Annotated in this window: 24 protein-coding genes; 5 read left to right on the forward strand and 19 right to left on the reverse strand. The window is 41.1% G+C overall.

Annotated features, from left to right (window positions below; translation table 11 throughout):
• Window positions 1-201: 201 nt before the first annotated feature.
• The 8 genes from mog to aroQ are packed head-to-tail and all read right to left on the reverse strand — an operon-like array spanning window position 202 to window position 5,835.
• Window positions 202-717, reverse strand: a complete 516-nt coding sequence (gene mog, locus ACST13_RS10710) for a molybdopterin adenylyltransferase (RefSeq protein WP_459523191.1) — start codon at window positions 715-717, stop codon at window positions 202-204.
• Window positions 714-1,487 carry a tRNA threonylcarbamoyladenosine dehydratase gene (locus ACST13_RS10715; RefSeq protein WP_459523192.1) on the reverse strand — a complete coding sequence of 258 codons (774 nt, stop codon included), beginning with the start codon at window positions 1,485-1,487 and terminating at the stop codon, window positions 714-716. The genes mog and ACST13_RS10715 overlap by 4 nt, the downstream gene beginning before the upstream one ends.
• A 2-nt stretch (window positions 1,488-1,489) precedes the next feature.
• Window positions 1,490-2,443, reverse strand: a complete 954-nt coding sequence (locus ACST13_RS10720) for a glycosyltransferase family 2 protein (protein WP_459523193.1) — start codon at window positions 2,441-2,443, stop codon at window positions 1,490-1,492.
• A 21-nt stretch (window positions 2,444-2,464) separates the two neighbouring features.
• Complete coding sequence (locus ACST13_RS10725; protein WP_459523194.1) at window positions 2,465-3,184, reverse strand: tRNA1(Val) (adenine(37)-N6)-methyltransferase; 720 nt, start codon at window positions 3,182-3,184, stop codon at window positions 2,465-2,467.
• Window positions 3,171-3,794: a ribonuclease H1 domain-containing protein gene (locus ACST13_RS10730; RefSeq protein ID WP_459523195.1), complete on the reverse strand. Its 624-nt coding sequence runs from the start codon at window positions 3,792-3,794 to the stop codon at window positions 3,171-3,173. The genes ACST13_RS10725 and ACST13_RS10730 overlap by 14 nt, the downstream gene beginning before the upstream one ends.
• Window positions 3,795-4,370, reverse strand: coding sequence for a MarC family protein (locus ACST13_RS10735; protein WP_459523196.1), 576 nt, complete (start codon window positions 4,368-4,370; stop codon window positions 3,795-3,797).
• A complete protein-coding gene (locus tag ACST13_RS10740; protein WP_459523197.1) occupies window positions 4,360-5,406 on the reverse strand; it encodes an aminotransferase class V-fold PLP-dependent enzyme in 1,047 nt (348 codons plus the stop codon). Before ACST13_RS10740 ends, ACST13_RS10735 begins: the two co-directional genes overlap by 11 nt.
• Window positions 5,407-5,409: 3 nt before the next feature.
• Entirely contained in the window at window positions 5,410-5,835 is a 426-nt protein-coding gene (aroQ, locus tag ACST13_RS10745) for a type II 3-dehydroquinate dehydratase (RefSeq protein WP_459523198.1), read from the reverse strand.
• A 73-nt stretch (window positions 5,836-5,908) separates the two neighbouring features.
• Here aroQ and xerD point away from each other — a divergent pair, with 73 nt between their 5' ends.
• Window positions 5,909-6,817 (forward strand): site-specific tyrosine recombinase XerD, encoded by a 909-nt coding sequence (gene xerD, locus ACST13_RS10750; protein ID WP_459523199.1) that lies wholly within the window; start codon window positions 5,909-5,911, stop codon window positions 6,815-6,817.
• A 155-nt stretch (window positions 6,818-6,972) separates the two neighbouring features.
• Here the strand turns inward: xerD and ACST13_RS10755 are convergent, their stop codons facing one another.
• Genes ACST13_RS10755 through ACST13_RS10770 form a run of 4 tightly spaced genes read right to left on the reverse strand, consistent with a single transcriptional unit; the run spans window position 6,973 to window position 9,731 of the window.
• Window positions 6,973-7,392, reverse strand: coding sequence for a hypothetical protein (locus ACST13_RS10755; protein ID WP_459523200.1), 420 nt, complete (start codon window positions 7,390-7,392; stop codon window positions 6,973-6,975).
• A 4-nt stretch (window positions 7,393-7,396) separates the two neighbouring features.
• Entirely contained in the window at window positions 7,397-8,617 is a 1,221-nt protein-coding gene (locus ACST13_RS10760) for an alanine dehydrogenase (RefSeq protein ID WP_459523201.1), read from the reverse strand.
• The gene (tsaE, locus tag ACST13_RS10765) at window positions 8,602-9,033 is read right to left on the reverse strand and encodes a tRNA (adenosine(37)-N6)-threonylcarbamoyltransferase complex ATPase subunit type 1 TsaE (protein WP_459523202.1); all 432 of its coding nucleotides are present in this window, start codon (window positions 9,031-9,033) and stop codon (window positions 8,602-8,604) included. The genes ACST13_RS10760 and tsaE overlap by 16 nt, the downstream gene beginning before the upstream one ends.
• Window positions 9,030-9,731 (reverse strand): SDR family oxidoreductase, encoded by a 702-nt coding sequence (locus ACST13_RS10770; RefSeq protein WP_459523203.1) that lies wholly within the window; start codon window positions 9,729-9,731, stop codon window positions 9,030-9,032. The genes tsaE and ACST13_RS10770 overlap by 4 nt, the downstream gene beginning before the upstream one ends.
• Window positions 9,732-9,769: 38 nt before the next feature.
• Here ACST13_RS10770 and ACST13_RS10775 point away from each other — a divergent pair, with 38 nt between their 5' ends.
• Window positions 9,770-10,501 carry an MlaE family ABC transporter permease gene (locus ACST13_RS10775; protein WP_459523204.1) on the forward strand — a complete coding sequence of 244 codons (732 nt, stop codon included), beginning with the start codon at window positions 9,770-9,772 and terminating at the stop codon, window positions 10,499-10,501.
• Here ACST13_RS10775 and ACST13_RS10780 read toward each other — a convergent pair.
• From ACST13_RS10780 to ACST13_RS10790, 3 genes are read right to left on the reverse strand one after another with little or no spacing between them, the layout of a single operon-like run.
• Window positions 10,498-11,352: a transglutaminase family protein gene (locus tag ACST13_RS10780; protein WP_459523205.1), complete on the reverse strand. Its 855-nt coding sequence runs from the start codon at window positions 11,350-11,352 to the stop codon at window positions 10,498-10,500. The two genes, ACST13_RS10775 and ACST13_RS10780, sit on opposite strands and share 4 nt — an antisense overlap.
• Complete coding sequence (locus ACST13_RS10785) at window positions 11,349-12,074, reverse strand: peptidase (protein WP_459523206.1); 726 nt, start codon at window positions 12,072-12,074, stop codon at window positions 11,349-11,351. Before ACST13_RS10785 ends, ACST13_RS10780 begins: the two co-directional genes overlap by 4 nt.
• A 57-nt stretch (window positions 12,075-12,131) precedes the next feature.
• A complete protein-coding gene (locus ACST13_RS10790; RefSeq protein ID WP_459523207.1) occupies window positions 12,132-13,094 on the reverse strand; it encodes an alpha-E domain-containing protein in 963 nt (320 codons plus the stop codon).
• A 117-nt stretch (window positions 13,095-13,211) separates the two neighbouring features.
• On the opposite strand from ACST13_RS10790, the gene ACST13_RS10795 reads away from it, so the two are divergent.
• The 3 genes from ACST13_RS10795 (at window position 13,212) to ACST13_RS10805 (ending at window position 17,348) form a co-directional block, all read left to right on the forward strand.
• Window positions 13,212-14,240, forward strand: coding sequence for a quinone-dependent dihydroorotate dehydrogenase (locus ACST13_RS10795; protein WP_459523208.1), 1,029 nt, complete (start codon window positions 13,212-13,214; stop codon window positions 14,238-14,240).
• Window positions 14,241-14,302: 62 nt separating this feature from the next.
• Complete coding sequence (locus ACST13_RS10800; RefSeq protein WP_459523209.1) at window positions 14,303-16,744, forward strand: FtsK/SpoIIIE family DNA translocase; 2,442 nt, start codon at window positions 14,303-14,305, stop codon at window positions 16,742-16,744.
• Between the two features lies 1 nt (window position 16,745).
• On the forward strand, window positions 16,746-17,348 hold the full coding sequence (locus ACST13_RS10805; RefSeq protein WP_459523210.1) for a LolA family protein: 603 nt from the start codon (window positions 16,746-16,748) through the stop codon (window positions 17,346-17,348).
• A gap of 64 nt (window positions 17,349-17,412) precedes the next feature.
• On the opposite strand, the gene purQ is transcribed toward ACST13_RS10805, so the two are convergent.
• The 4 genes from purQ to ahcY form a co-directional block, all read right to left on the reverse strand.
• Window positions 17,413-18,099, reverse strand: coding sequence for a phosphoribosylformylglycinamidine synthase I (purQ, locus tag ACST13_RS10810; RefSeq protein ID WP_459523211.1), 687 nt, complete (start codon window positions 18,097-18,099; stop codon window positions 17,413-17,415).
• Between the two features lie 68 nt (window positions 18,100-18,167).
• Entirely contained in the window at window positions 18,168-18,650 is a 483-nt protein-coding gene (locus tag ACST13_RS10815; protein ID WP_459523212.1) for a hypothetical protein, read from the reverse strand.
• A 10-nt stretch (window positions 18,651-18,660) separates the two neighbouring features.
• Window positions 18,661-19,632 carry a hypothetical protein gene (locus ACST13_RS10820; protein ID WP_459523213.1) on the reverse strand — a complete coding sequence of 324 codons (972 nt, stop codon included), beginning with the start codon at window positions 19,630-19,632 and terminating at the stop codon, window positions 18,661-18,663.
• Window positions 19,633-19,791: 159 nt separating this feature from the next.
• Window positions 19,792-21,108 (reverse strand): adenosylhomocysteinase, encoded by a 1,317-nt coding sequence (ahcY, locus tag ACST13_RS10825; RefSeq protein ID WP_459523214.1) that lies wholly within the window; start codon window positions 21,106-21,108, stop codon window positions 19,792-19,794.
• Window positions 21,109-21,118: the final 10 nt, after the last annotated feature.

Below are 21,118 nucleotides of genomic sequence, written 5' to 3' on the forward strand. Positions count from 1 at the left end.
GTATGCCAATTCATAATTGGGGAATTATTATTAACCAGTTTTTGGCTATATTTGAAAAAAGGGTCCGAATTTAAATGAAAATCCGAACCCTTTATTTTTTACTTACACAGTTAATGGGATAGTGCCGATGAATTTGTGAAATACGCCTAAGCCTGAGTTTATTCTTTGTGCTTTATGCTTTGTTCTTTGTAGAGCTTCGCTCTACTTTGGCCTGAAAGCCTTCATATTCTCCTCCCTACACACCAAGAAAGGTCCACCGATCAAATCAATGCAATAGGGAATAGCTGGAAAAACAGCTTCCAAACATTGTCTAATGGCTTTTGGTTTTCCAGGTAAATTCAAGATTAACGTTTGATTTCGAATGCCGGCTGTTTGGCGGCTTAGGATGGCTGTAGGTACATATTGTAAGCTTACAGAGCGCATTAATTCGCCGAAGCCCGGCATCATTTTTTGGCAAACGGCTTCTGTCGCTTCTGGGGTGACATCGCGTAAAGCAGGTCCGGTTCCACCTGTTGTTACAAGAAGGCAGACCTCCTGGGACATCTCGATCATCTTCGCCTCGAGTTGATCTTGTTCGTCGGGTACAACGGCGTAGACCACGTCGAAATCGGATTCGAGGTATTCCTTCAGTAATTCGACTACAGCTTTGCCCGGAATATCTTCGTAGATACCTGCGCTAGCCCGGTCGGATACATTGATGACGCCTATTTTGATCATTTTATTTTGGGTAATTTAAGCTTCTTTTCCATGGGTATCGGCTCGTCTAACAGGTCCCTGATGACGATGGAGGCAACTACTCCTCCGAATGCCGCAGGAAGATAGGAAATAGTTCCATAAGCTGATTTTTTAAAATTGCTTCCGTCGGTCAGGATTAAGGATTCATCTTTGACTTTTTCCAAAGAGAATACCGCTTTAATCCCCTTTCCAACGCCCATTTTACGTATTCTTTTGCGTACTAAGGACGCTAAATAACATTCGCGGGTATCAAACAAATCTGCCGTTCTGATTTTAGTGGGATCCATTTTACCTCCTGCACCCATCGAACTGGCTATTTTGAAACCAAGGTCATAGGCCGTTTTCAATAAAGTAATTTTAGGAGTGACCGAGTCGATGCAGTCCATGACATAGTCGAATTTTGTGGTCTCTAGGAGTTTTTTAGCCTCTTCTGGACTTAAAAATTGCTCTACCACCGTTAATTCAAGCGCTGGATTAATGGCTTGTAGGCGTTCGGCCATGATTTGGGCTTTAGAAACCCCATGGTTCGTCGCTAATGCGGGTAATTGACGGTTTCGATTCGTAGGATCTACGACGTCACCATCTACTATAGTCATTTGACCTACTCCGGAACGAGCGATGAATTCAGCTGCAAAAGAGCCTACGCCCCCTAAGCCGACCACTAAAACATGTGCTTTTTGTAACTTCTGGATTCCCTCCGAACCGATTAATAATTCGGAACGCGAAAGCCAGCTCAGATCATTGTTTGGCATAATTAGGATATTTCTTCCTTGATTTGATAATTCGTCGTCTTATCCGAATTAGTGATTAATAGTTCACCTATGAATCCGGCTAAAAATAATTGAACACCTAAAATAATGGCCACTAAAGCCAAGAAGAAGAGTGGGTTATCTGTGACGTTTCGGTATTTTAAATTATAAGCGATGTTATACAATTTAACACCCATTAGATAAATCGTTAAGCAAGATCCAGTTAGGAAAGATAAAATACCTAGGCTTCCAAACAAGTGCATTGGGCGCTTGCCAAAAATCTGCACAAAAGAAATCGATAACAAATCTAAAAAACCGAACAAGAATCGCTCGAGGCCAAATTTCGTCATACCATATTTACGCGCTTGGTGTTGAACCACCTTCTCCCCAATCTTGGTAAATCCGTTCCATTTTGCTTGAACTGGAATATAGCGGTGCATTTCTCCGTATAAACGCAGCGTCTTAACGACCTCAATTTTGTAGGCTTTCAGTCCGCAATTGAAGTCATTCAATTTAACGCCAGACAGTTTCCGCGTTGCTGCATTGTATAATTTAGTAGGAATTGTCTTCGAAATCGGGTCAAAGCGTTTTTGCTTCCAACCAGAGATCAAATCATAATTTTCCTCTGTAATCAATCGGTATAGTTCTGGGATTTCGTCTGGAGAATCTTGCAAATCAGCATCCATGGTGATAACCACTTGGCCGGAAGCTTTGCTGAATCCTTCATGCAGCGCAGCGGATTTGCCATAATTACGCGCAAAAGAGATCGCTAAAATTGTGCTGTATTGCGTCGATAATTGCTTTAAAACTTCCCAGGAATTATCGTTACTTCCATCGTTGACGAATATCATCTCATAAGAAAAGGCATTTTCTTTCATTACCCGATCGATCCAAGAACACAGTTCTGGAAGCGATTCGGCTTCGTTATAAAGAGGTACTACGATGGATAGCTGTAACATACGAGCAAAAATACAAAATAATTATGAAGGAAAGATGATATAATAGGGTCTTAATAATTCAATGAATTTTGGGCTATAGTCGCCTTGTTCTGTTTTGATGTGCAGTTTGCTTTGCACGATTGTATTTTTGTTTCGGGATCCGCGCGCCATTACCCGCAATACCGGGCTGCTTGGATTCGAAAGAATCGCTACTTTTTCGTTGACATACAAGCCGCTAGTTTCTAGGTTTTGTTCGAATAGGGCCAAAACATCAGGTGGATACAACACCGCAAATTCTCCGTCTTTCGAAAGTAATCGATCAATCGAGGCTGCTAAATCAGCTGGACTCAAATGATCCGCATGAATTGCCATGTGTCTAGCCGGATCGGTCGCCGCTAAATGATTGGTAAAAAAGGGAGGATTGCAGCAGATGAAATCGAATGGTACTTCTGAGGAATAGGTTAAAATATCACCTTGAATAAGTTCGAGGCGTTCTTTGAAGGGATTTTTTTTGAAGTTTTCTGCAGCTAATAAAGCTACATCGGGATGTATTTCAAGCGCTTTTACGGCGCAAGTGGGATCTCCTTGAGCTATCATGCAAGCTAGTAAGCCACATCCCGTTCCCACATCCAGGCAACTTCCATTTGCGAACTCAGTTGCCCAAGCTCCGAAAAGACAAGCCTCCGTACTGATCTTCAATCCCGGATTTCCGTGACTCAAGGAGAATTGCTTGAATTCGAAAACGGATCTATTTTCGGCCATAATCTGCCGGATTTTCACCCCAGTCTTCGGTTTCCCACTTCAAGACTTTCGTAGTATACTGATTGCCTTTCAACCAGACTATCGCATTATCGACCATCTTGAATAACTCTTCCGTCCCGGCATTGCGCTCGAGAGTTGTCTTAATTGCCCGATTTCGAACCCAGGCGATAGCCGTTCTAGAATCGGAATACAAAGGGTAGGGGCAATCTAATTTTTTCAAATAGGCAAGGCCGTGAACAATTGCTAGGAACTCTCCTAAGTTAACGGTGCCTTCAGGAAAGGGCCCGCGGGCAAATAAAACCTCTTTCGTCTCGGTATTGACTCCCTGGTATTCTAAAACACCAGGATTTCCTGCACAGGCTGCATCAACAGAGATGCTTGGTATGATGAATTTTGCTACGTGTAGTCGAGGGGCTTTTGTTTTCGAAGCGGGGTTTACACTCGCCCAATAGTTCTTTTTCGACGCAATTTCAGCCTCCGATTTAGACTCAAATGCCTTGTATTGCGCACCCGCATAACCTTTGATATGCTTCTCGGTCTCAACCCAAGAATCAAAGATACCGGTCTGATGACCCACCCAAATCACATAATATTTTTGTTTTTTGGCCATCTACATCAAACGTGATTTAAAGATCTTAATCGCGATCGCAATCAAAATAACTCCGAATATTTTACGTAAAATCTGAGTTCCAGCGCTTCCTAATTTCTTCTCGATCCATACGCTTGATCGCAATACGAGGTAGATAAAAATAAGATTGATAAAGATACTGATGATGATATTTTCCTCTTCAAACTGTGATTTCAAGGAGATCAACGTGGTCATCGTTCCCGCTCCCGCAATGATAGGAAAGGCCAAAGGAACAATGGAATGGGTATTTGTTTCAATTTCTTCACTCTTAAAGATGCTACGCCCCAAAGTCATTTCCATACCGATCAAAAAGATAATCAGTGCACCTGCCATCGCAAATGAATTCGTGTCTACCCCTAATAATTGTAAGATAAATTTCCCTGCGTAAAAGAATCCAATCATGATGATTCCGGATGCTAAGGTTGCTTGCATGGCATGAATGTCACCATTCTTTTTTCGCAAATCGATGATGATAGGGATGGATCCTAAAATATCAATAACAGAAAATAGGATCAGGGAGGAAGAGAGAATCTCTTTGAAGTTAAAGTTAAAGGTCATTTTTTAGGTGGTTGATGAGTGTTTCAATATCTTCTATCGTATGGGCTGGAAAATTAGCGATGCGGAATGTCGTATTCTTCCATTCGCCGTATCCTTTGCCTAATTTAAGACCTTTTGATTGACAGAGGGCATGTAGTTTTTCAATTTTTTCCGGTGCACCTTGTATCGCTAAAACCGTAGGCAAGCGTAACTCGTCCCGTTCGATTAAGTAGGAGAAATCGTTTCGCTGATTCCAGAAATCAGTCCATAATTTCATTTTTCCCAAAGTCGCCCGGTGTATCTCCTGAATACTAGGAAGCTGTTGAGTCAACCGATATAAGACGTAAATGCCCAAAACATTAGGTGTCATTTGGGTCTGAAATACTTGCCTATTCTTTTCTAAGAACAATAAGTCATTATAATGGGTCGCGCGCGCGAGTTCTTTAGCCCTGTTCAAGGCTTTGGGTGAACAAATCATAAGACCCATTCCAGCCGGAATTCCCATACATTTTTGTACAGAAGCCAGCCAAACATCCGCTTCCATCCAAGGCAATTCAATGCCTCCCATGGAGGAAGTAGCGTCTACTGCGATGAGGGCATCGTCTGACACTTGAAAGTCGTTGCGCTTTATTTTTTGTCCCGTTCCATTCGATGTTTCACTTTGGACTAAACAGAGGGTATCTCCGTCTAAAGGCCCTAATTGGAGGCTAATTTCGGCGAGGCTTTGGCCCACAGAAAACTCATGGCATTCTGCAACGGACTTTGCATAATCAGCCCATTTCTTACCAAATGCGCCATTATACAGATGGATGGATTTTTTTCTGACCAAAGATTGTGTCACAATTTCCCAAGCTTCTGTCGCCGATGAAACGAAATAAATGGTATAGTCTTTGGGAATATTCCATTTCTGATGCAACTCCAGAAAGGTAGCTTCTAGCAATGCTTCGAACTGCGCACTTCTGTGATTGATGCTGACAATTCCCTGCTCAAAAGCCTCTTGAATGTATCCAAGGGCCTCGGGATGTACCTTAGAAGGACCAGGGTAGAAGGATAACATGTTTTATAAGAAGGAATAAAGACCTAATTCATAACCTCGAAGGCCTAAACCAACGATGATTCCTTTTGCTTTAGGGCTTAAGTAGCTGTGATGACGAAAATCTTCTCTAGCGTGTACATTCGAAATATGAATTTCAATGACCGGAGTTTTAATCGCCGCAACCGCATCGCCCAAAGCCACCGAAGTATGGGTATAACCGCCTGCATTGAATAAAATTCCATCGTAACTGAATCCTACCTCGTGTAATTTATTTATGAGAACACCCTCTTCATTCGATTGAAAATAGAAGATTTCTAGTTGCTCTCCGAATTTATCTTGTAAGATTTCCAAAAACTGTTCGAAAGTCTGTGCCCCATAAATTTCAGGTTCACGAGTGCCTAATAAATTTAAATTAGGGCCATTCAGGATCAATATTTTCTTTCTTACCATATTTAAAAAGGGGCATGCGGTGTAAAAATACGTAATTACTTTAAATTTACGGGATTCTAAAGATAAAATGTCGATGTGGGATGTAGAAATCCAGGCTTTTGGTGATTACTTGAAAATAGAACGGGGCTTGTCAAAACATTCCCATGAAGCCTACTTACGGGATATTCACAAGTTGGCATCCTATTTATCCGCTAACCCCATCGCTATTAATCAAGTGGAGGAATCTCACTTATTGGCATTTTTGAAAGATTTACATGCTTTAGGGGTCGAAGCCAGCACTCAATCTAGAACCCTATCCGGAATTCGGGCTTTTTTTCAATTTCTTGTCTTCGATGGAACCTTAAAAGCAGATCCTACGATTCACGTAAAGAATCCCCAAATGGGTCGCAAACTTCCAGACACACTTTCTTTCGACGAAATCACTTCCATACTCAATCAAGCTAACCTTTCCAGTCCAGAAGGTGTTCGCAATCGCGCGATGTTAGAATTTCTTTATGGTGCCGGATTACGTGTATCAGAATTAATCGGCCTTAAAAGAGACGATATTTATGAAGACCAAGGCTTCATAAAAGTGCACGGAAAAGGCGACAAAGAACGCCTAGTTCCCGCCGGCCGGGATGCGTTCAAGTATTTAAATTTGTATTTGGAATCTATTCGACCTTCCGTTCCCGTCAAGAAAGATTCAACTCATATCGTATTCCTAAATAGGAGAGGATCTGGTCTAAGTCGGGTAATGGTTTTCTTGATTTGCAAAGACCTGGCTGCGAAAGCAGGCATCACGAAAGTGATAAGCCCCCACACGTTTCGCCATTCATTTGCGACGCATTTAATTGAGGGCGGTGCGGATTTACGTGCGGTGCAAGAGATGTTAGGTCACGAATCTATTCTAACCACGGAGATTTATACGCATTTGGATCGGGCGTATTTGACGCAGATGGTGCAGGATTTTCATCCGTTTTCATCTTTAAAGCATAAAGAATAAAGCACAAAGAATAAAGTTTGTATCGCCTTAGGCGATGAATTCTGAAATGTTGATTTTTCTGAACGTATCCCCGCAGGGGATTCCAACTCTATGCTTTATTCTTTGTGCTTTATGCTCTCTTTTTGGAGTGCTTTATGCTTTTAATTCAGAGCGCTTTAGTCTCTTTCTTCAGTTTGGTCCTCCGGAAAAGGAATGAATACAAAATTGGTAAACTGCCCATCTACCACGAAGAGGCAGGCGAATTCTTCGATGTCTTTAAAGTTTTGGACAAAAAGTTCCATATTTTCCTCTGCGATGAGTTTGCGTTGAACGAATTCTTCCATCATCGAGGCGTGGTAATTCCACTTATTTTCGTTCAATTCAGCTACTCCGATTAGTTTTTGACCTATTTCGATGGGCCGTTGTGAGGTGACGAAGATGGGGAAATCGGAGAAGCCGCGCTTTTTGATTTGGTAGGATGCTTCTTTCAAGGCGTCTGCGACTTTGATAAAATCGGATGAAATAAGGCCTAAATATTTCCCATTTAAATCTGGGGAATTAGGGGCATTCGAGAGGGCGGTGTAATCTTCGATCATAATTTTAACTCTTACTTAATAACAATAATTGAATGTCTTTCACGGATTTATGGAATAATTTTCCGGTGCTGGCTTGAGTGACGTAGCCTCGGTAGCAGAATACGCCTTTCATGAAGGATTTTCCTTGCCAAAGCATTTCTTCCACACCCCCGGTTTTTCCTGCCTTCAAGATAAACGAAGTCATCAGGTTGCTCATAGCTAAGCTAGACGTGTGAGCTACGAGCGAAGGAATATTAGGTACACAATAGTGCGTGACACTGTATTTTTCAAAGGTGGGCTTGTGAATGGTGCTCGCCTCAGAAGTCTCAAAACAGCCTCCTTGGTCGATGCAAACATCTAAAATTAAAGTGCCTGGATTCAGTTTGCTGACCATTTCTTCTGTTACAATACAGGGAGTAATGCCGGTGTCTGAACGAAGAGCGCCTACGATGATTTGGGCGTCTTGCAGGGCTTTAGCTAGGTTTTCGGAGTCAATTACCTGAGTTACGATAGGGAAACCTATAGCTGCTTTTAGGCGTTGCAGCTTGTAAATATCTTTGTCGAAAACTTGAAACTGAATGCCCGCGCTCGCTGCCGCTCGCGCCACCTGTTCCACGACTTGTCCAGCACCCAAAAGAACCATTTTGCAAGGCGGAACGCCTGTTACATTGCCTAGCAACAATCCTTTTTTCTTTTGGATTAAATCGGTGGCAATTGGTAAAATCAATTGCCCGGCGATTTCAGCCATTATTTTAATGAAGGGAAAACCTCCTCCGTTGTCTTCAATAAATTCAAGACCGATGGCCATCAATTTCTTTTTATTGATCGCATCGATTATTTCTGAGGATAGATGGTGGTAGGAGGCACTCGAAATAAAGGCTTGACCCTCTTTCATTCGGGAGATTTCATCTACATTAGGCGGAGTGATTTTCAGTGTTAAGGCACTCTGCCAAATCATCGCCACATCCTCGCTCACACTCGCTCCTGCTAGTAAATAATCTGCATCGCTAAATCCAGCTCTTTCTCCCGCCCCTTTTTCGATGACAATTTCATGACCATTATTGGTCAATAAAGTCACCGCTTGTGGGCTTAGTGAGATCCGATTTTCTGAAGGATCGGACTCTTTAGGGAGGCTGATGCGGATGCTTTGGGCATTCTGCTTCGTCCACGCCATCGCCTCTAAAGGAGCGATTCCTTGCTTAGAAAGTAATTCCTGAAATGGATTGTGCTCTAATATCTTCGCCATACGACTTCTAATTTACGGTGTGCGTCATCGACATGTGAGACGTTCAATTCGAGATGTTCAAAGGTCCAAAACTCCTCTGCTTGCTCTGGCCATTCAATTAAACACACATGTCCAGAGTCTAAATATTCTTCTAATCCGATATCAAAAGCCTCTTGAGCGTTCTTTAATCGGTATAAATCAAAGTGATAAATGGGTTTCCCTTGGCCATCCACATATTCGTTTACAAGCGAAAAAGTAGGGCTTTGGACCGATTGCGCCACCCCTAATTGATGGCAAATTTCTTTAATTAAAGTTGTTTTACCTGCACCCATTTCGCCTCGAAATAACCACACATTGGGGTAGTCTTTAGCCTCCCTGATTAAGCTTAAAGCTATTTCAGGTAATTCCGAGATGCTATATTTATCCCAGGGTGTCATAGTTCGATGTCCCCTAATTGTGGTCTGATGAGTATTTCTTCCAAAACCGTAGACGGACTCATCGTATAAGCGGAGTAAATCGTCGAAGCCACATCATCGGCTGGAATGAACCGTGATTCTGGTAAATCCACTCCGTCCCACGCTGGCGTTAAAGTGGCACCAGGCAAGATGGCGGTCACTTTAATGCCTTGTGTTTTTGTCTCTTCCCGTAATACTTTTGTCAATCCTAAAAGCGCAAACTTACTAATGCAATAGGACCCTCCTGCCGTATAAGCGGTGATAGAGGCTGTAGAACAAATGGTGAATATATGGCCTGATTTTCGGGCTTGAAATGTAGGCAAAAAAGCTCTTGTAAGATGGTAAGCGCTATATACATTCGCTTCTATCTGTCTTTCTAACGCCCCATCCTCCTCATTTTGAATTTGCCCTGGCATAAAAAATCCAGCATTATTGATGAGTACGTCGATGGATTTTGTTTGGCCTAAAACCCATCCTGCAAAATCTATACATTGTTTTTTTATACTTAAATCGGCGACAAACGTATGCAAGGCCGTAGTATTAAATTCTGCTGAGAGTGCGTCCAATTTTTCCTTATTTCGAGAACAAGTAAACACGGCAAAACCTTCCTGTAAGAATTTTTTTACCAAAGCTTTACCAATTCCCTGGCTGCCGCCACTAATTATAACCGTTTTGTTCATTATCTTTGAAGATTATTGATTTGTAATATACCAATCAGATGTCAAAATTAGGCAAATATTTAATCTTCCTGGGTAAGCTTTTTACAAATCCAGAAAAATTTCGGGTTTATCTCGCCTTGACATTTCAAGAATGTGTCGACATCGGAATTAATTCCGTTCTAATTGTAGCCATTGTTTCTACTTTCTTAGGTGCTGTAACCTGCGTTCAAACAGCGGCTAATATGGACAATCCTTTCGTTCCACAATATATAATCAGTTTAATTGTTCGTGATTCTACGATTTTAGAAATGGGGCCCACGATCACATGTGTTGTTTTAGCGGGTAAGATAGGTTCTAATATCGCGGGTCAATTAGGTACGATGCGGATTACGGAACAAATCGATGCCTTAGAGGTGATGGGCATTAATTCACGTTCTTATTTAGTATTGCCTAAAATCATAGCAGCGATTATCACCTTCCCCATGTTAGTGACCCTAGCTTGCTTTCTAGCTATTTATGGCGGGTATTTAGCGGGATGGTTAACAGGATCAATCTCTCCACAAGAATACATTAAAGGATTACAATTCCAGTTCAAAGGGAATTATATGATTTTTGCATTGACGAAATCGGTGGTGTTTGCCTTTTTAATCGTAACGATTTCAGCCTTCAAAGGCTTCCATACGAAAGGTGGAGCTTATGAAGTAGGCACTTCGAGTACAGCTGCGGTGACGAATTCGTGTATCGCCATTTTGATTGCAGATTATCTTTTGGCCCAATTATTAGTCGGCTAAATTCTCGCAATAAACACGTTGGTAGATAAAAGCGATGTCGCGGCTCCTCGGTAAGAACCGTAGACAGGCGTGATCTCCTCCGGTAAACAAGACGCAGCTAAAGGAATGTGATTCCCAGAAACCACTTCATGTTGCGTAGGATCATATCCTCTCCATCCGCCTCCTGGTAAATATACTTCTACCCAAGCATGTAAATGATGGGTTTGATTAGGAAGGTCCACAGGTGCAACCCCGATGTAATAACCAGAAACAAATCGTGTCGCGAGTCCCATTGCACGGCATAAAGCAGAAAACAAGACGGCATAATCGCGGCATGATCCCTTGCGATTGATCATCGTAAACTCGGGAGTATTCGGTACGCCTTCTTCTCTAATTTCGTAAGCAAAATTACTGGAGATGAATTCGTTAAGAGCGGAAAGGTAGTCGGAGGTGCTATAGCGAACTCCTGAGGCAATTTGACGAGCCATTTGCTCCACATTCGGGGTAACGCCCTCAAGACCTAAATAGGGGCTTAAGGTTTTTTGGTAGGAACTAGAATAGATGATAGGCAGAGTCTTGCTTTCAAAGGGGAAGTAGACAAAATCAAAGGGATTGAATTCCGTCGTTTCTACCGTCGTCTGTACCTCAATGGATAAAAAGGAGGTAGGCTCTTTAAAAAATAGAATATTTTGAATGTTACCTTCCGGATCTAAGTTTTTAGAAGTTTGAACTGGAGCCGGATCAATCTGTAATTTAAATTCCTGAACGGATAATAAGGCACTTTTCCGGGGGTGTAAATAGAGAATATGGGGGTCCAAAGTGACCGCCTCACTATAATCATATCTTAAATTGTGTTGGATGCGTGCGATCATTTCGATATTGAAATTAAATCTTTCATCCATCCTTCATCGATTCCTGCCAGCGATTTCCGTAATGCTTCATTCCAATCATCGGAGATGGCTTCCATATCTTCTTTGTACAATCTAATTTCCTTCGCCTTAAAGCTATTCTTTTCGTAAACAACCACATCAATGGGATAATCGACATCATTAGCGCTCACTTGAGTTGCGTCAAAAGAAAGAAAACCCATTTTCAGTGCCTCTTTTAAGGAGGTTTCATGTGTTAGATTTCGGTTTAATAAGGGTTTTCCGTAATTCGAATTACCAATAATCTGGTATTTTAAACCTTCATTAATCTCGATCCAATTGCCTTCCGGAAAAATTAAAAACAGTTTATGCTCGGTATCTTTTGGCATTTGTCCTCCTACGATGGCATGCAAATTAAAGGCATATCCTTCTTTTTCCAGTGTTTCTCGGTCTTCTGCGGCTACTTGTTTCAGTTTTTGGCCAAATGACGTAGCCGCCTGAAACATGTAATTATAACTTTCTTCTTCATCTACGATGGCTTGATTAAAATAGGTTACCGCTTTATCGCGAACTGAACGTAATCCAGCGGTCATGATAAAAAGGGAGTGATTGTTAATCTCGTGAATAGAGATTTTTTTATTCGAATATACCTCGTTTCCAGCTGTAATACGGGTATCTGCGATAGCAATTAGTCCTTCTTTAACGGTAATTCCTAAACAATATGTCATATAATGAGGGGGGCAAATAGAAGCGCAATATTACACTATTTATTTGAATAGCAGGGTTTAATTGACCGGTTTCAGGTCAAAATAGGTGTTATGGATAGTCTGTCCTATATCGTTATTCGTGATTTGGAAATCATCTAAATATTGATGCAAACCGGTAGTTAATATGTCTTCGATTTCTGTGAATTGAACCTCAGATAAAATTTTAGATAATTTTTTCTCTGCTTGGTTCGAATAACCATGGTCGAAGGAGGTGCCCGAAATCGCATATAGGGATTGCTCGGCTTCAGTTAAACAATGCACCACTGAACGCGGAAAACCCTTGTCCAAAATTAAAAACTCCACAATGTTCGTTGGGTTCACCACTTTGTATTGTTGGCGGAACATATTATAGGCAGAAACGGATTTTAATACTGAGGACCAAAGTAACAAGTCTAAAGGTGAACCGACAGAATCCACATTAGGTAAAAGCGTGAAATATTTGACATCTAAAAAGCGGGTCGTCTTGTCCGCTCGTTCTAATAATTTTCCTAATTGGCCAAAATGCCAACCTTCTCCACGTGTTATTGTGGAATCCACAATCCCATAAAATAATTGACTGCCGGATTTGATTTCTTCTAAAAAACCTTGGTAGCGCGATATTTCCCAATTCTTACTTCCCTCCACGCGGTCTTTTACTTTCCAATAGATTTGGTTGACATATTCCCACATCTCCTTTGAAATACTCTCTCTAATTGTACGAGCATTCTCGCGTGCCGAATAGAGGCAGGACAAGATGGAGTTCGGGTTATTCTCATCAAATGTCATGAAATACAAGACATTCTCTCTGTTAGCTTCTTTATAATGCTCAAAGAAATTATAATGATCCGCAGTCGCCACAATTAATGGCTCCCATTGTTCTGGGACATTAGGAGGTAAATCTAAAGCGAGGTTGAAATTCACCGAGATAAAGCGGGCATAATTGTCAGCTCTCTCGATATACCTGTTCATCCAAAAGATGGAATTGGCTACACGACTTAACATAGGCTATAAATTTACTAGTAAATGCTTGATATCTTAAAATTAGGATTTTTTTTCAGAGTGAGGCATGAGACGATCCTTTTTTGTATTTTTGTCTTTTAAATCGACAGAAAAATCCACATGTTTTATCAAATTTTCATAAAACCCTTCTTTTTCTTATTTAATCCAGAGCGCGCACATTATGTGGCGACTGATTTGATTCGCTTTGCCTTGCGTATTCCGGGCATGTCGTTCTTGTTTAAAGTTTTGTTTCAAATAGAGGATAAGCGCCTAGAGCGAACGGTTTTTGGACTACATTTTCCTAACCCGGTGGGATTAGCTGCTGGTTTTGATAAAAATGCTGAATTGATAGATGAATTTGCTGAATTAGGTTTTGGCTTTATTGAAATAGGAACGGTAACACCTAAGCCACAAGATGGAAACCCTAAACCACGATTATTTCGTCTATTAGAAGATGAAGGGATTATCAATCGTATGGGTTTCAATAATGAGGGACTTGATGCGATAAAGGCGCGTTTAGGAAAACGTCGTTCGAAGGTGATTGTGGGCGGGAATTTAGGGAAGAATAAGTTGACGCCGAATGAGTTAGCGGATGATGATTATTGCCAAGGTTTCGAAGCTTTGTATGAAGTGGTCGATTATTTCGTGGTGAACGTAAGCTCACCTAATACACCTAATCTTCGGGCCTTGCAGGAGAAAGAGCCTTTGAAAAAATTACTACAAACCCTCCAAGATTTAAATGCGGCAAAACCCGCTCAGAAACCAATTTTATTAAAAATCGCCCCAGATTTAAGCAATGATCAATTAGACGATGTGATTGAAATCGTGTTAGAAACTAAGTTAGCTGGCGTAATTGCTACGAATACTACCTTGTCTCGCGAAGGATTGCAATCACCGCATCGACCAGAAACGGGAGGATTAAGCGGAAAGCCTCTGACTAAACGTTCCACAGAAGTGGTGGCTTATTTACATCAAAAATCAAAGGGGCAATTTCCCATCATTGGGGTAGGCGGGATTCACTCGGGAGCAGATGCGGTAGAGAAATTAAAAGCCGGCGCCGCACTCGTACAAATCTATTCTGGCTTCATATATGCAGGTCCTGGTTTGATCAAAGAAATTAATAAAGAAATTATAGCAGCAGGACTGTAAATTTCATTTTGTAAATCGGATCAAAAAAGCGAAATTTATAAGATTAACTCCTTGTTCCCTCCATGGCAAAAAAGATTAGTAACACTACAAGCACTTTACAACTTAATTTTGAGCAAGATAAGCCCAAAAGAAAAATGGATGGCGCTGTTTTATATCGCTTTCAGTTAATCATTGCAGCGTTTTTATTTTTGATGGGAACCTTGTTACTGGTTTCTTTTGGTTCAAGTTTCTTTGTGGGAGTTTCAGATCAAAGCGAAGTAGAACGTGGCGTGGTGGATACGATTCAAGGATCCGATATTCCGATTAAAAACTTAGCCGGATTATTAGGGGCTAAAATTGCACACTTCTTTTTGTTCAAAACTTTCGGGTGGTCCACCTTGTTATTAATCCCCTTATTCTATCTATCAGCCCTAAAAGTAGGCTTTAAAAATGAAATCTATTCATTAGAGCGCATATCGTGGCAAGTGTTATTCTACATCTTGTGGTTTAGTTTACTTGCCGGATTTTTTGTTTTCTCATTAGATCTACCGCATTCGATAAGTGGAGGAGTGGGCTATTTTATAAATGAAAAACTATACCAGTTATTGGGCTATTTGTCCATCTTCGTGATTGGATTTGGCGGATTTATCTTCCTAGTTTTATTTTATCAATTGAATCCGAAGAAGGCTTCTGTAGCAGCTTTGGTCACTGATGAAGTAGAGGATGAGGTAGAGGAAAGCCTATTCATGGATGAAGATGGTCCGGCAGTTCATGTGGATAATGACGATTTGGAAAAATTCAGACCCATTGTTCCTCCCGTGGTGGAAGAAGAAGTAGAGTCTGAGCCTATCGTGGAGATAACTGCTATTGAACAGGAAAAGAATGAAGAGGAAAAGAAAGAAGATGATCTGGACTTTACCTTTAAAGTGGCGGGTGTTGCAGATGAGGTGATCGAAGAAGAACCGACACCGGCGTCTAAAGAATTAAAAGCAAATGATTTAGTGGAGCAGTTTGGACTATATGATCCCACAGCTGATTTACCTAATTATCAGTTTCCCACCATCGATTTATTAAAGGAATACGACCAAAAGAACCAAACATCGCAAGTGACGATGGATGAATTAAAGGCGAACAAGGAGAAGATTGTGGAGACTTTATTGAATTACGGAATCGGAATTCAGAAGATCGAAGCCACGATCGGGCCCACTGTTACTTTGTATGAAATTGTTCCTAAAGCCGGCGTTCGGGTAAGTAAAATCACTTCTCTGGAGGATGATTTATCCCTTTCTTTAGCTGCCATGGGCGTTCGTATTATCGGTCAAATGCCGGGTAAAGACACCATCGGTATCGAGGTGGCGAACAAGAATCGTGAGATGGTTCCTGTGCGTGCGGTGATCGGTTCGGAGAAGTTCCAAAAATCGACCTTCGATTTGCCTATCACTTTAGGTAAAACGATTTCGAATGAAATTTTTGTGGCGGATTTGGCCAAAATGCCTCACCTCTTAATGGCAGGAGCAACCGGACAAGGTAAGTCAGTGGGTTTAAATATGCTCTTGACTTCTTTGATTTACAAGAAACACCCAGCTACCTTAAAGTTTGTGTTAGTCGATCCGAAGAAAGTAGAATTATCGCTCTTTAATAAGTTAGAACGTCACTTCTTAGCTTGTCTTCCTGATTCTGCCGAAGCCATTATAACCGATACGAAGAAGGTCGTAAATACCTTGAATTCACTTTGTAAGGAGATGGATTTGCGTTATGATAAGTTGAAAGATGCGGGTTGTCGTAACATTAAGGAATACAACACGAAATTTATAAACCGCCGCTTGAATCCGAATGAGCATGATTTTATGCCTTACATCGTTCTTGTGATCGATGAACTAGCCGATTTAATGTTAACTGCGGGTAAAGAAGTAGAGCACCCCATCGCTCGTTTAGCTCAATTAGCCCGAGCGATTGGTATTCACTTAGTGGTGGCCACACAACGCCCATCTGTGAATGTTATTACCGGTACTATTAAGGCAAATTTCCCGGCACGTCTTTCGTTTAAGGTGATGTCTAAAATTGACTCTCGTACCATTCTAGATGCTAGTGGTGCTGATCAGTTAGTGGGCATGGGCGATATGTTATTGTCCATGGGTTCAGAAGTCATTCGTTTGCAATGTGCTTTCGTTGATACGCCGGAAGTAGAGGATATTTGTGATTTCATCGGAAATCAACAAGGTTATACGTCGGCCTATTTATTGCCGGAGCCGGATTCGGAGGAGATGGGTGGACAAGATCGTGGAGATTTTGATCCAAGTGATCGCGATTCCTTCTTTGATGATGCAGCTCGATTAGTTGTGATGCATCAACAGGGAAGTACTTCTTTAATCCAGCGTAAATTAAAGTTAGGATATAACCGGGCGGGTCGATTAATCGATCAATTAGAGGCGGTCGGAATTGTGGGTTCATTCGGTGGTTCTAAAGCCAGAGAAGTATTAGTTAAGTCTGAAACAGAATTAGAAGAGATTTTGAAAAACTTATAATATGAAAAAGGTCATCTTATTATTTTACTTAAGTTTTAGTGTTTTTGCTCAATCAAATAAGGCCGTGAGCTTGATTGATGGGATGCAAAAGAAGTACAAGGCGATGGGCTCATTCTCCGCGAATTTCACCTATCAAACAGAAGGTGCAGCCACCATGTCCGGATCAATTACGGTTAAAGGAACTAAGTTTCGCCTAAAGACGGCTGGTCAAGAAATTTTCAATAATGGGAAAGAAGTAGCCACTTACATAAAAGAAATAAACGAGGTGAACATCTCGAGTTTTGATCCATCCGAAGGCGACTTGAATCCAGCTAAAATTTACTCATTCGATAAGAAGGCATATAAGATTTCTTTGAAAGGTGAATCCGCAGGCATATCCACGGTTGAATTAGCGCCCGTAGCCAAAGGCGCTCAAGTGAAGAGTATCGCCTTAAAAATCAACTCTAAAGATCTTTCAGTTAACGAATGGACGATCATCAATAAAGCAGGAAAGAAACAACTGTTTAAGGTGTCTAAATTAAACGCCAAAGTGAATGCGGATGATAAAGTATTCAACTTCGATAAGAAAGCATTTCCAGGGGTAGAAGTAAACGATCTTCGCTAATTCAAAACCTATTAAACAAAAAAGGCTCTTCAATCGAAGAGCCTTTTTTTATGCTTTTAAAAGATTATACCGTTTGCAAAATCAATTGCTTCATAATCTCTAATCCATCCGTATTATTCAAATCTGGATCTGCAGCTCTTTCCGGGTGAGGCATTAAACCGAACACATTTCTACCCTCATTACAGATACCAGCTATGTTTAGTAGACTGCCATTGGGATTAGATTCCTCTGTCACTTGGCCATTCTCGTCACAATAATAGAATAAGATTTGATCATTCGCTTGTAATGACGCCAATGTTTTCTCATCTGTAAAATAACGACCTTCAGCGTGCGCGATAGGTATTTTATAGGCTTTATTTGTATCTAATTCTTGGGTTAACAATGAATTATTCGTCGCTGTTTTTAAGTAAATATTCTTAGAAATAAATTTCTGAGAACTATTTCTTAATAAAACACCTGGTAACAAATGCGCTTCCACTAAAACTTGGAATCCATTGCAAATACCCATTAAATAGCCACCATTTTTTGCATGCTCGATCACATGGTCCATAATAGGGGAGAAGCGAGCAATCGCACCTGAGCGTAAGTAATCTCCATAGGAGAAACCACCCGGTATGATTATGAAATCACAGTTTTGTAGATCAGTCTCTTTATGCCAAAGTTTAACAGCCTCGTGGCCTAAACTTTGAATGACTCCAACTGTATCATCGTCACAATTGGATCCTGGGAATACTACTACACCAAATTTCATATATTCTTTGCTATTATCTGTTGCAAAAATACGGCTTTTGAATGAAAAATGCAGACGCTTCTAGGCATTTATTTTACCCAAAAACCTAAGCGCAAGCCAGCTTTCGTTTCGAATCCATTTTGACCTATCCCAGCTTGGATGGAAAGGTTAAGATGAAAATGACTGTTGTAATTTCGCTGGATTCCCCAAACCCCTCCCGAATACAGATGAGTTGCTTCTTCACCTTTTGCAAAAACAAAAGACGGCTCCGCAAATAATCCGATGTAATTCCCGGAATAATTAGTGGAGAGACGTCCTTCGTCCCTCCGTTTAGGCTGATTGTAATAATGCCGGTATTCGCCTCTCAAGGAAAACAGTTTTGTTTGAAAACCATCCTTATTGCCATATCCCGTTAAGGATCCTATGGAAAATTTCAGCGAGTTGTTTTCTTTAACTAGCTTCTCGATTCCAATGGAGGGAGAAAGTAGCGAAAATGAATACACGGGTTTTAATTCTTGGGCGCTAACTTGTAGCGCAGCAAATAGTAAAATTAGGGAAGAATAGAATTTCATCTTGTTGGGTTTAAAAGTTTAAAGAATAATACTGTCCATTTCTGCCGCGGCAAATAGCCTCACCCGTATTAAATTGCCAATTCAGAGGAACGTAATTGAAAGTCTCATCTATGACTGATTCAATTTTATAATCGTCTTGCGTAGAGGCAGAGTAATGTCTATAAAAGGAGGTATAATATTCAAGGAAATTAATATCCCCTTCCATTGACATGGCTGCGCTGCTATTTCCCCAGTAGTAACTAAACCAGAAGCGTTGACGCCATTCATGCTTTACGCGAACTGCTAGTTTGCGATAGAATCCTAAATCCAATAGGTATACCTCCGCTGTAAATCGACAGGTTCCTTGGCCGGGGTTTTCATAGGTAACGGTATTACTCTCCGTACGGTTGAGGATTTTCAAGGTACCCGTTGGTTTCATGGAGGCCTTTGATTGGCTTTTATATACCTCGACATTAGCTACCTTTTCAGGCGCTATTAAAAAGCTCGCCTTATTTTTTTCGAAGTCTTCTTTTCTGATTTGAAATACCTTAGAAGGACTTACTTGATAAACTAATTCGCCGATTTGAATGAGGCCATCTTTTGAAATCAATCGACTCAAAATGGCGTCATCTATGATAGGTTGGAGAGATTTTCCCTCGCCATCACCCACTAGCTTTAGCAGATGTTCATAACCTGTTAAGTCCCCAGTTTCTGCTAACTGCTGTAGTTTTAAAGAGTCGAGTTTATGCAGTGCTGTACTTTGTGATTCAAAAAACTGGATGTCCTGCAGGATAGATGGGTCTGTAGGATTGCGGTGTAAATTTTCCACATAGGCTTGGAAGGTGGATTGATCTGCAAAGGCCAGGAAACCATTGGCGTTTAACAGCGAAGGAGTCGTATTTTTGGGGGTGATTTCAACGGCTGGATCTTTCGTGCAAGAGGCAAAAAATAAAGTGCAGGCAAGGAATAGTGTCGCGATATAGCTCGCGCAGAGGTTTTTCATTATTTTAGTGGTTAAGTGTGATTACTGGGATAAAGGTAGATTAATCTTTGAGAGATCGATGCTAGCTCAGTGAGATTACCAAGTAACTGATAAATAGAAAAAGAAAAAGGCCGCGACTCGAAGAGTCGCGGCCTTTCAGAACCTAACAGGAATTAAATCCTAGTATCTATAGTGCTCTGGCTTGAATGGGCCTGCTTGAGGTACTCCAATATAGTCAGCTTGCTCTTTCTCTAGTTTCTCTAATTTAGCTCCAATGTGCGCTAAGTGTAAGAACGCTACTTTCTCATCTAAGTGCTTAGGAAGAATGTACACTTTGTTCTCGTAGTTCGCTGCATTCGCCCAAAGCTCTAATTGAGCTAAGGTTTGGTTACAGAATGAGTTCGACATCACGAATGATGGGTGACCCATCGCACAACCTAAGTTCACTAAACGACCTTCTGCTAAAACGATTACGTTTTTGCCATCGATCGTATACATATCTACTTGTGGCTTGATTTGATCTTTAGTCGAACCATAATTGCCATTCAACCACTCCATATCGATTTCGTTATCGAAGTGACCGATATTACAAACGATGGCTTTGTCCTTCATTGCTTTGAAGTGACGGTCACGGATGATTTTCACGTTACCAGTCGCTGTTACAAAGATATTGGCACGTGTTGCTGCCTCGTCCATTGGAACTACTTCGTAGCCATCCATTGCTGCTTGTAAAGCACAGATTGGATCGATTTCAGTCACTAATACACGGCAACCTGCACCACGTAATGAATCAGCAGAACCTTTTCCTACGTCACCGTAACCAGCTACTACCGCTACTTTACCAGCTAACATTAAGTCAGTCGCACGACGAATCGCATCTACTAATGACTCTTTGCAACCGTATTTATTATCAAATTTAGACTTTGTTACCGAGTCATTTACGTTGATCGCTGGCAAGAATAATGTGCCATTCTTCATACGCTCATATAGACGGTGAACACCTGTCGTAGTTTCTTCTGATAAGCCTTTGATGCCTTTGATTAACTCAGGATATTCATCAAAAACCATATTTGTCAAATCACCACCATCATCTAGGATCATGTTCAATGGTTGACGATCTTCTCCAAAGAATAAAGACTGCTCAATACACCAGTTGAATTCTTCTTCGTTCATACCTTTCCAAGCATAAACGGAGATACCAGCCGCTGCGATAGCTGCTGCTGCGTGATCTTGTGTAGAGAAAATGTTACAAGATGACCAAGTAACGTCAGCTCCTAATGCGATTAATGTTTCGATTAAAACCGCTGTTTGGATAGTCATGTGAAGACATCCTGCGATACGCGCGCCTTTTAGAGGTTGTGCAGCACCGAATTCTGTACGTAATGCCATCAAACCTGGCATTTCTGCTTCTGCTAATTGAATTTCTTTACGACCCCAGTCCGCTAAGGCAATGTCTTTAACTTTGAATGGTACGTAAGTACCCGATTGTGATGCCATTGTGTGTATT

The organism is Aquirufa sp. A-Brett2-W8 (assembly GCF_054558755.1).

Bases quoted from the DNA above. Each gene is read 5' to 3' on its own strand.
- mog (WP_459523191.1), bottom strand. From the start codon at position 717: ATGATCAAAATAGGCGTCATCAATGTATCCGACCGGGCTAGCGCAGGT.
- ACST13_RS10715 (WP_459523192.1), bottom strand. From the start codon at position 1,487: ATGCCAAACAATGATCTGAGCTGGCTTTCGCGTTCCGAATTATTAATC.
- ACST13_RS10720 (WP_459523193.1), bottom strand. From the start codon at position 2,443: ATGTTACAGCTATCCATCGTAGTACCTCTTTATAACGAAGCCGAATCG.
- ACST13_RS10725 (WP_459523194.1), bottom strand. From the start codon at position 3,184: ATGGCCGAAAATAGATCCGTTTTCGAATTCAAGCAATTCTCCTTGAGT.
- ACST13_RS10730 (WP_459523195.1), bottom strand. From the start codon at position 3,794: ATGGCCAAAAAACAAAAATATTATGTGATTTGGGTGGGTCATCAGACC.
- ACST13_RS10735 (WP_459523196.1), bottom strand. From the start codon at position 4,370: ATGACCTTTAACTTTAACTTCAAAGAGATTCTCTCTTCCTCCCTGATC.
- ACST13_RS10740 (WP_459523197.1), bottom strand. From the start codon at position 5,406: ATGTTATCCTTCTACCCTGGTCCTTCTAAGGTACATCCCGAGGCCCTT.
- aroQ (WP_459523198.1), bottom strand. From the start codon at position 5,835: ATGGTAAGAAAGAAAATATTGATCCTGAATGGCCCTAATTTAAATTTA.
- xerD (WP_459523199.1), top strand. From the start codon at position 5,909: ATGTGGGATGTAGAAATCCAGGCTTTTGGTGATTACTTGAAAATAGAA.
- ACST13_RS10755 (WP_459523200.1), bottom strand. From the start codon at position 7,392: ATGATCGAAGATTACACCGCCCTCTCGAATGCCCCTAATTCCCCAGAT.
- ACST13_RS10760 (WP_459523201.1), bottom strand. From the start codon at position 8,617: ATGGCGAAGATATTAGAGCACAATCCATTTCAGGAATTACTTTCTAAG.
- tsaE (WP_459523202.1), bottom strand. From the start codon at position 9,033: ATGACACCCTGGGATAAATATAGCATCTCGGAATTACCTGAAATAGCT.
- ACST13_RS10770 (WP_459523203.1), bottom strand. From the start codon at position 9,731: ATGAACAAAACGGTTATAATTAGTGGCGGCAGCCAGGGAATTGGTAAA.
- ACST13_RS10775 (WP_459523204.1), top strand. From the start codon at position 9,770: ATGTCAAAATTAGGCAAATATTTAATCTTCCTGGGTAAGCTTTTTACA.
- ACST13_RS10780 (WP_459523205.1), bottom strand. From the start codon at position 11,352: ATGATCGCACGCATCCAACACAATTTAAGATATGATTATAGTGAGGCG.
- ACST13_RS10785 (WP_459523206.1), bottom strand. From the start codon at position 12,074: ATGACATATTGTTTAGGAATTACCGTTAAAGAAGGACTAATTGCTATC.
- ACST13_RS10790 (WP_459523207.1), bottom strand. From the start codon at position 13,094: ATGTTAAGTCGTGTAGCCAATTCCATCTTTTGGATGAACAGGTATATC.
- ACST13_RS10795 (WP_459523208.1), top strand. From the start codon at position 13,212: ATGTTTTATCAAATTTTCATAAAACCCTTCTTTTTCTTATTTAATCCA.
- ACST13_RS10800 (WP_459523209.1), top strand. From the start codon at position 14,303: ATGGCAAAAAAGATTAGTAACACTACAAGCACTTTACAACTTAATTTT.
- ACST13_RS10805 (WP_459523210.1), top strand. From the start codon at position 16,746: ATGAAAAAGGTCATCTTATTATTTTACTTAAGTTTTAGTGTTTTTGCT.
- purQ (WP_459523211.1), bottom strand. From the start codon at position 18,099: ATGAAATTTGGTGTAGTAGTATTCCCAGGATCCAATTGTGACGATGAT.
- ACST13_RS10815 (WP_459523212.1), bottom strand. From the start codon at position 18,650: ATGAAATTCTATTCTTCCCTAATTTTACTATTTGCTGCGCTACAAGTT.
- ACST13_RS10820 (WP_459523213.1), bottom strand. From the start codon at position 19,632: ATGAAAAACCTCTGCGCGAGCTATATCGCGACACTATTCCTTGCCTGC.
- ahcY (WP_459523214.1), bottom strand. From the start codon at position 21,108: ATGGCATCACAATCGGGTACTTACGTACCATTCAAAGTTAAAGACATT.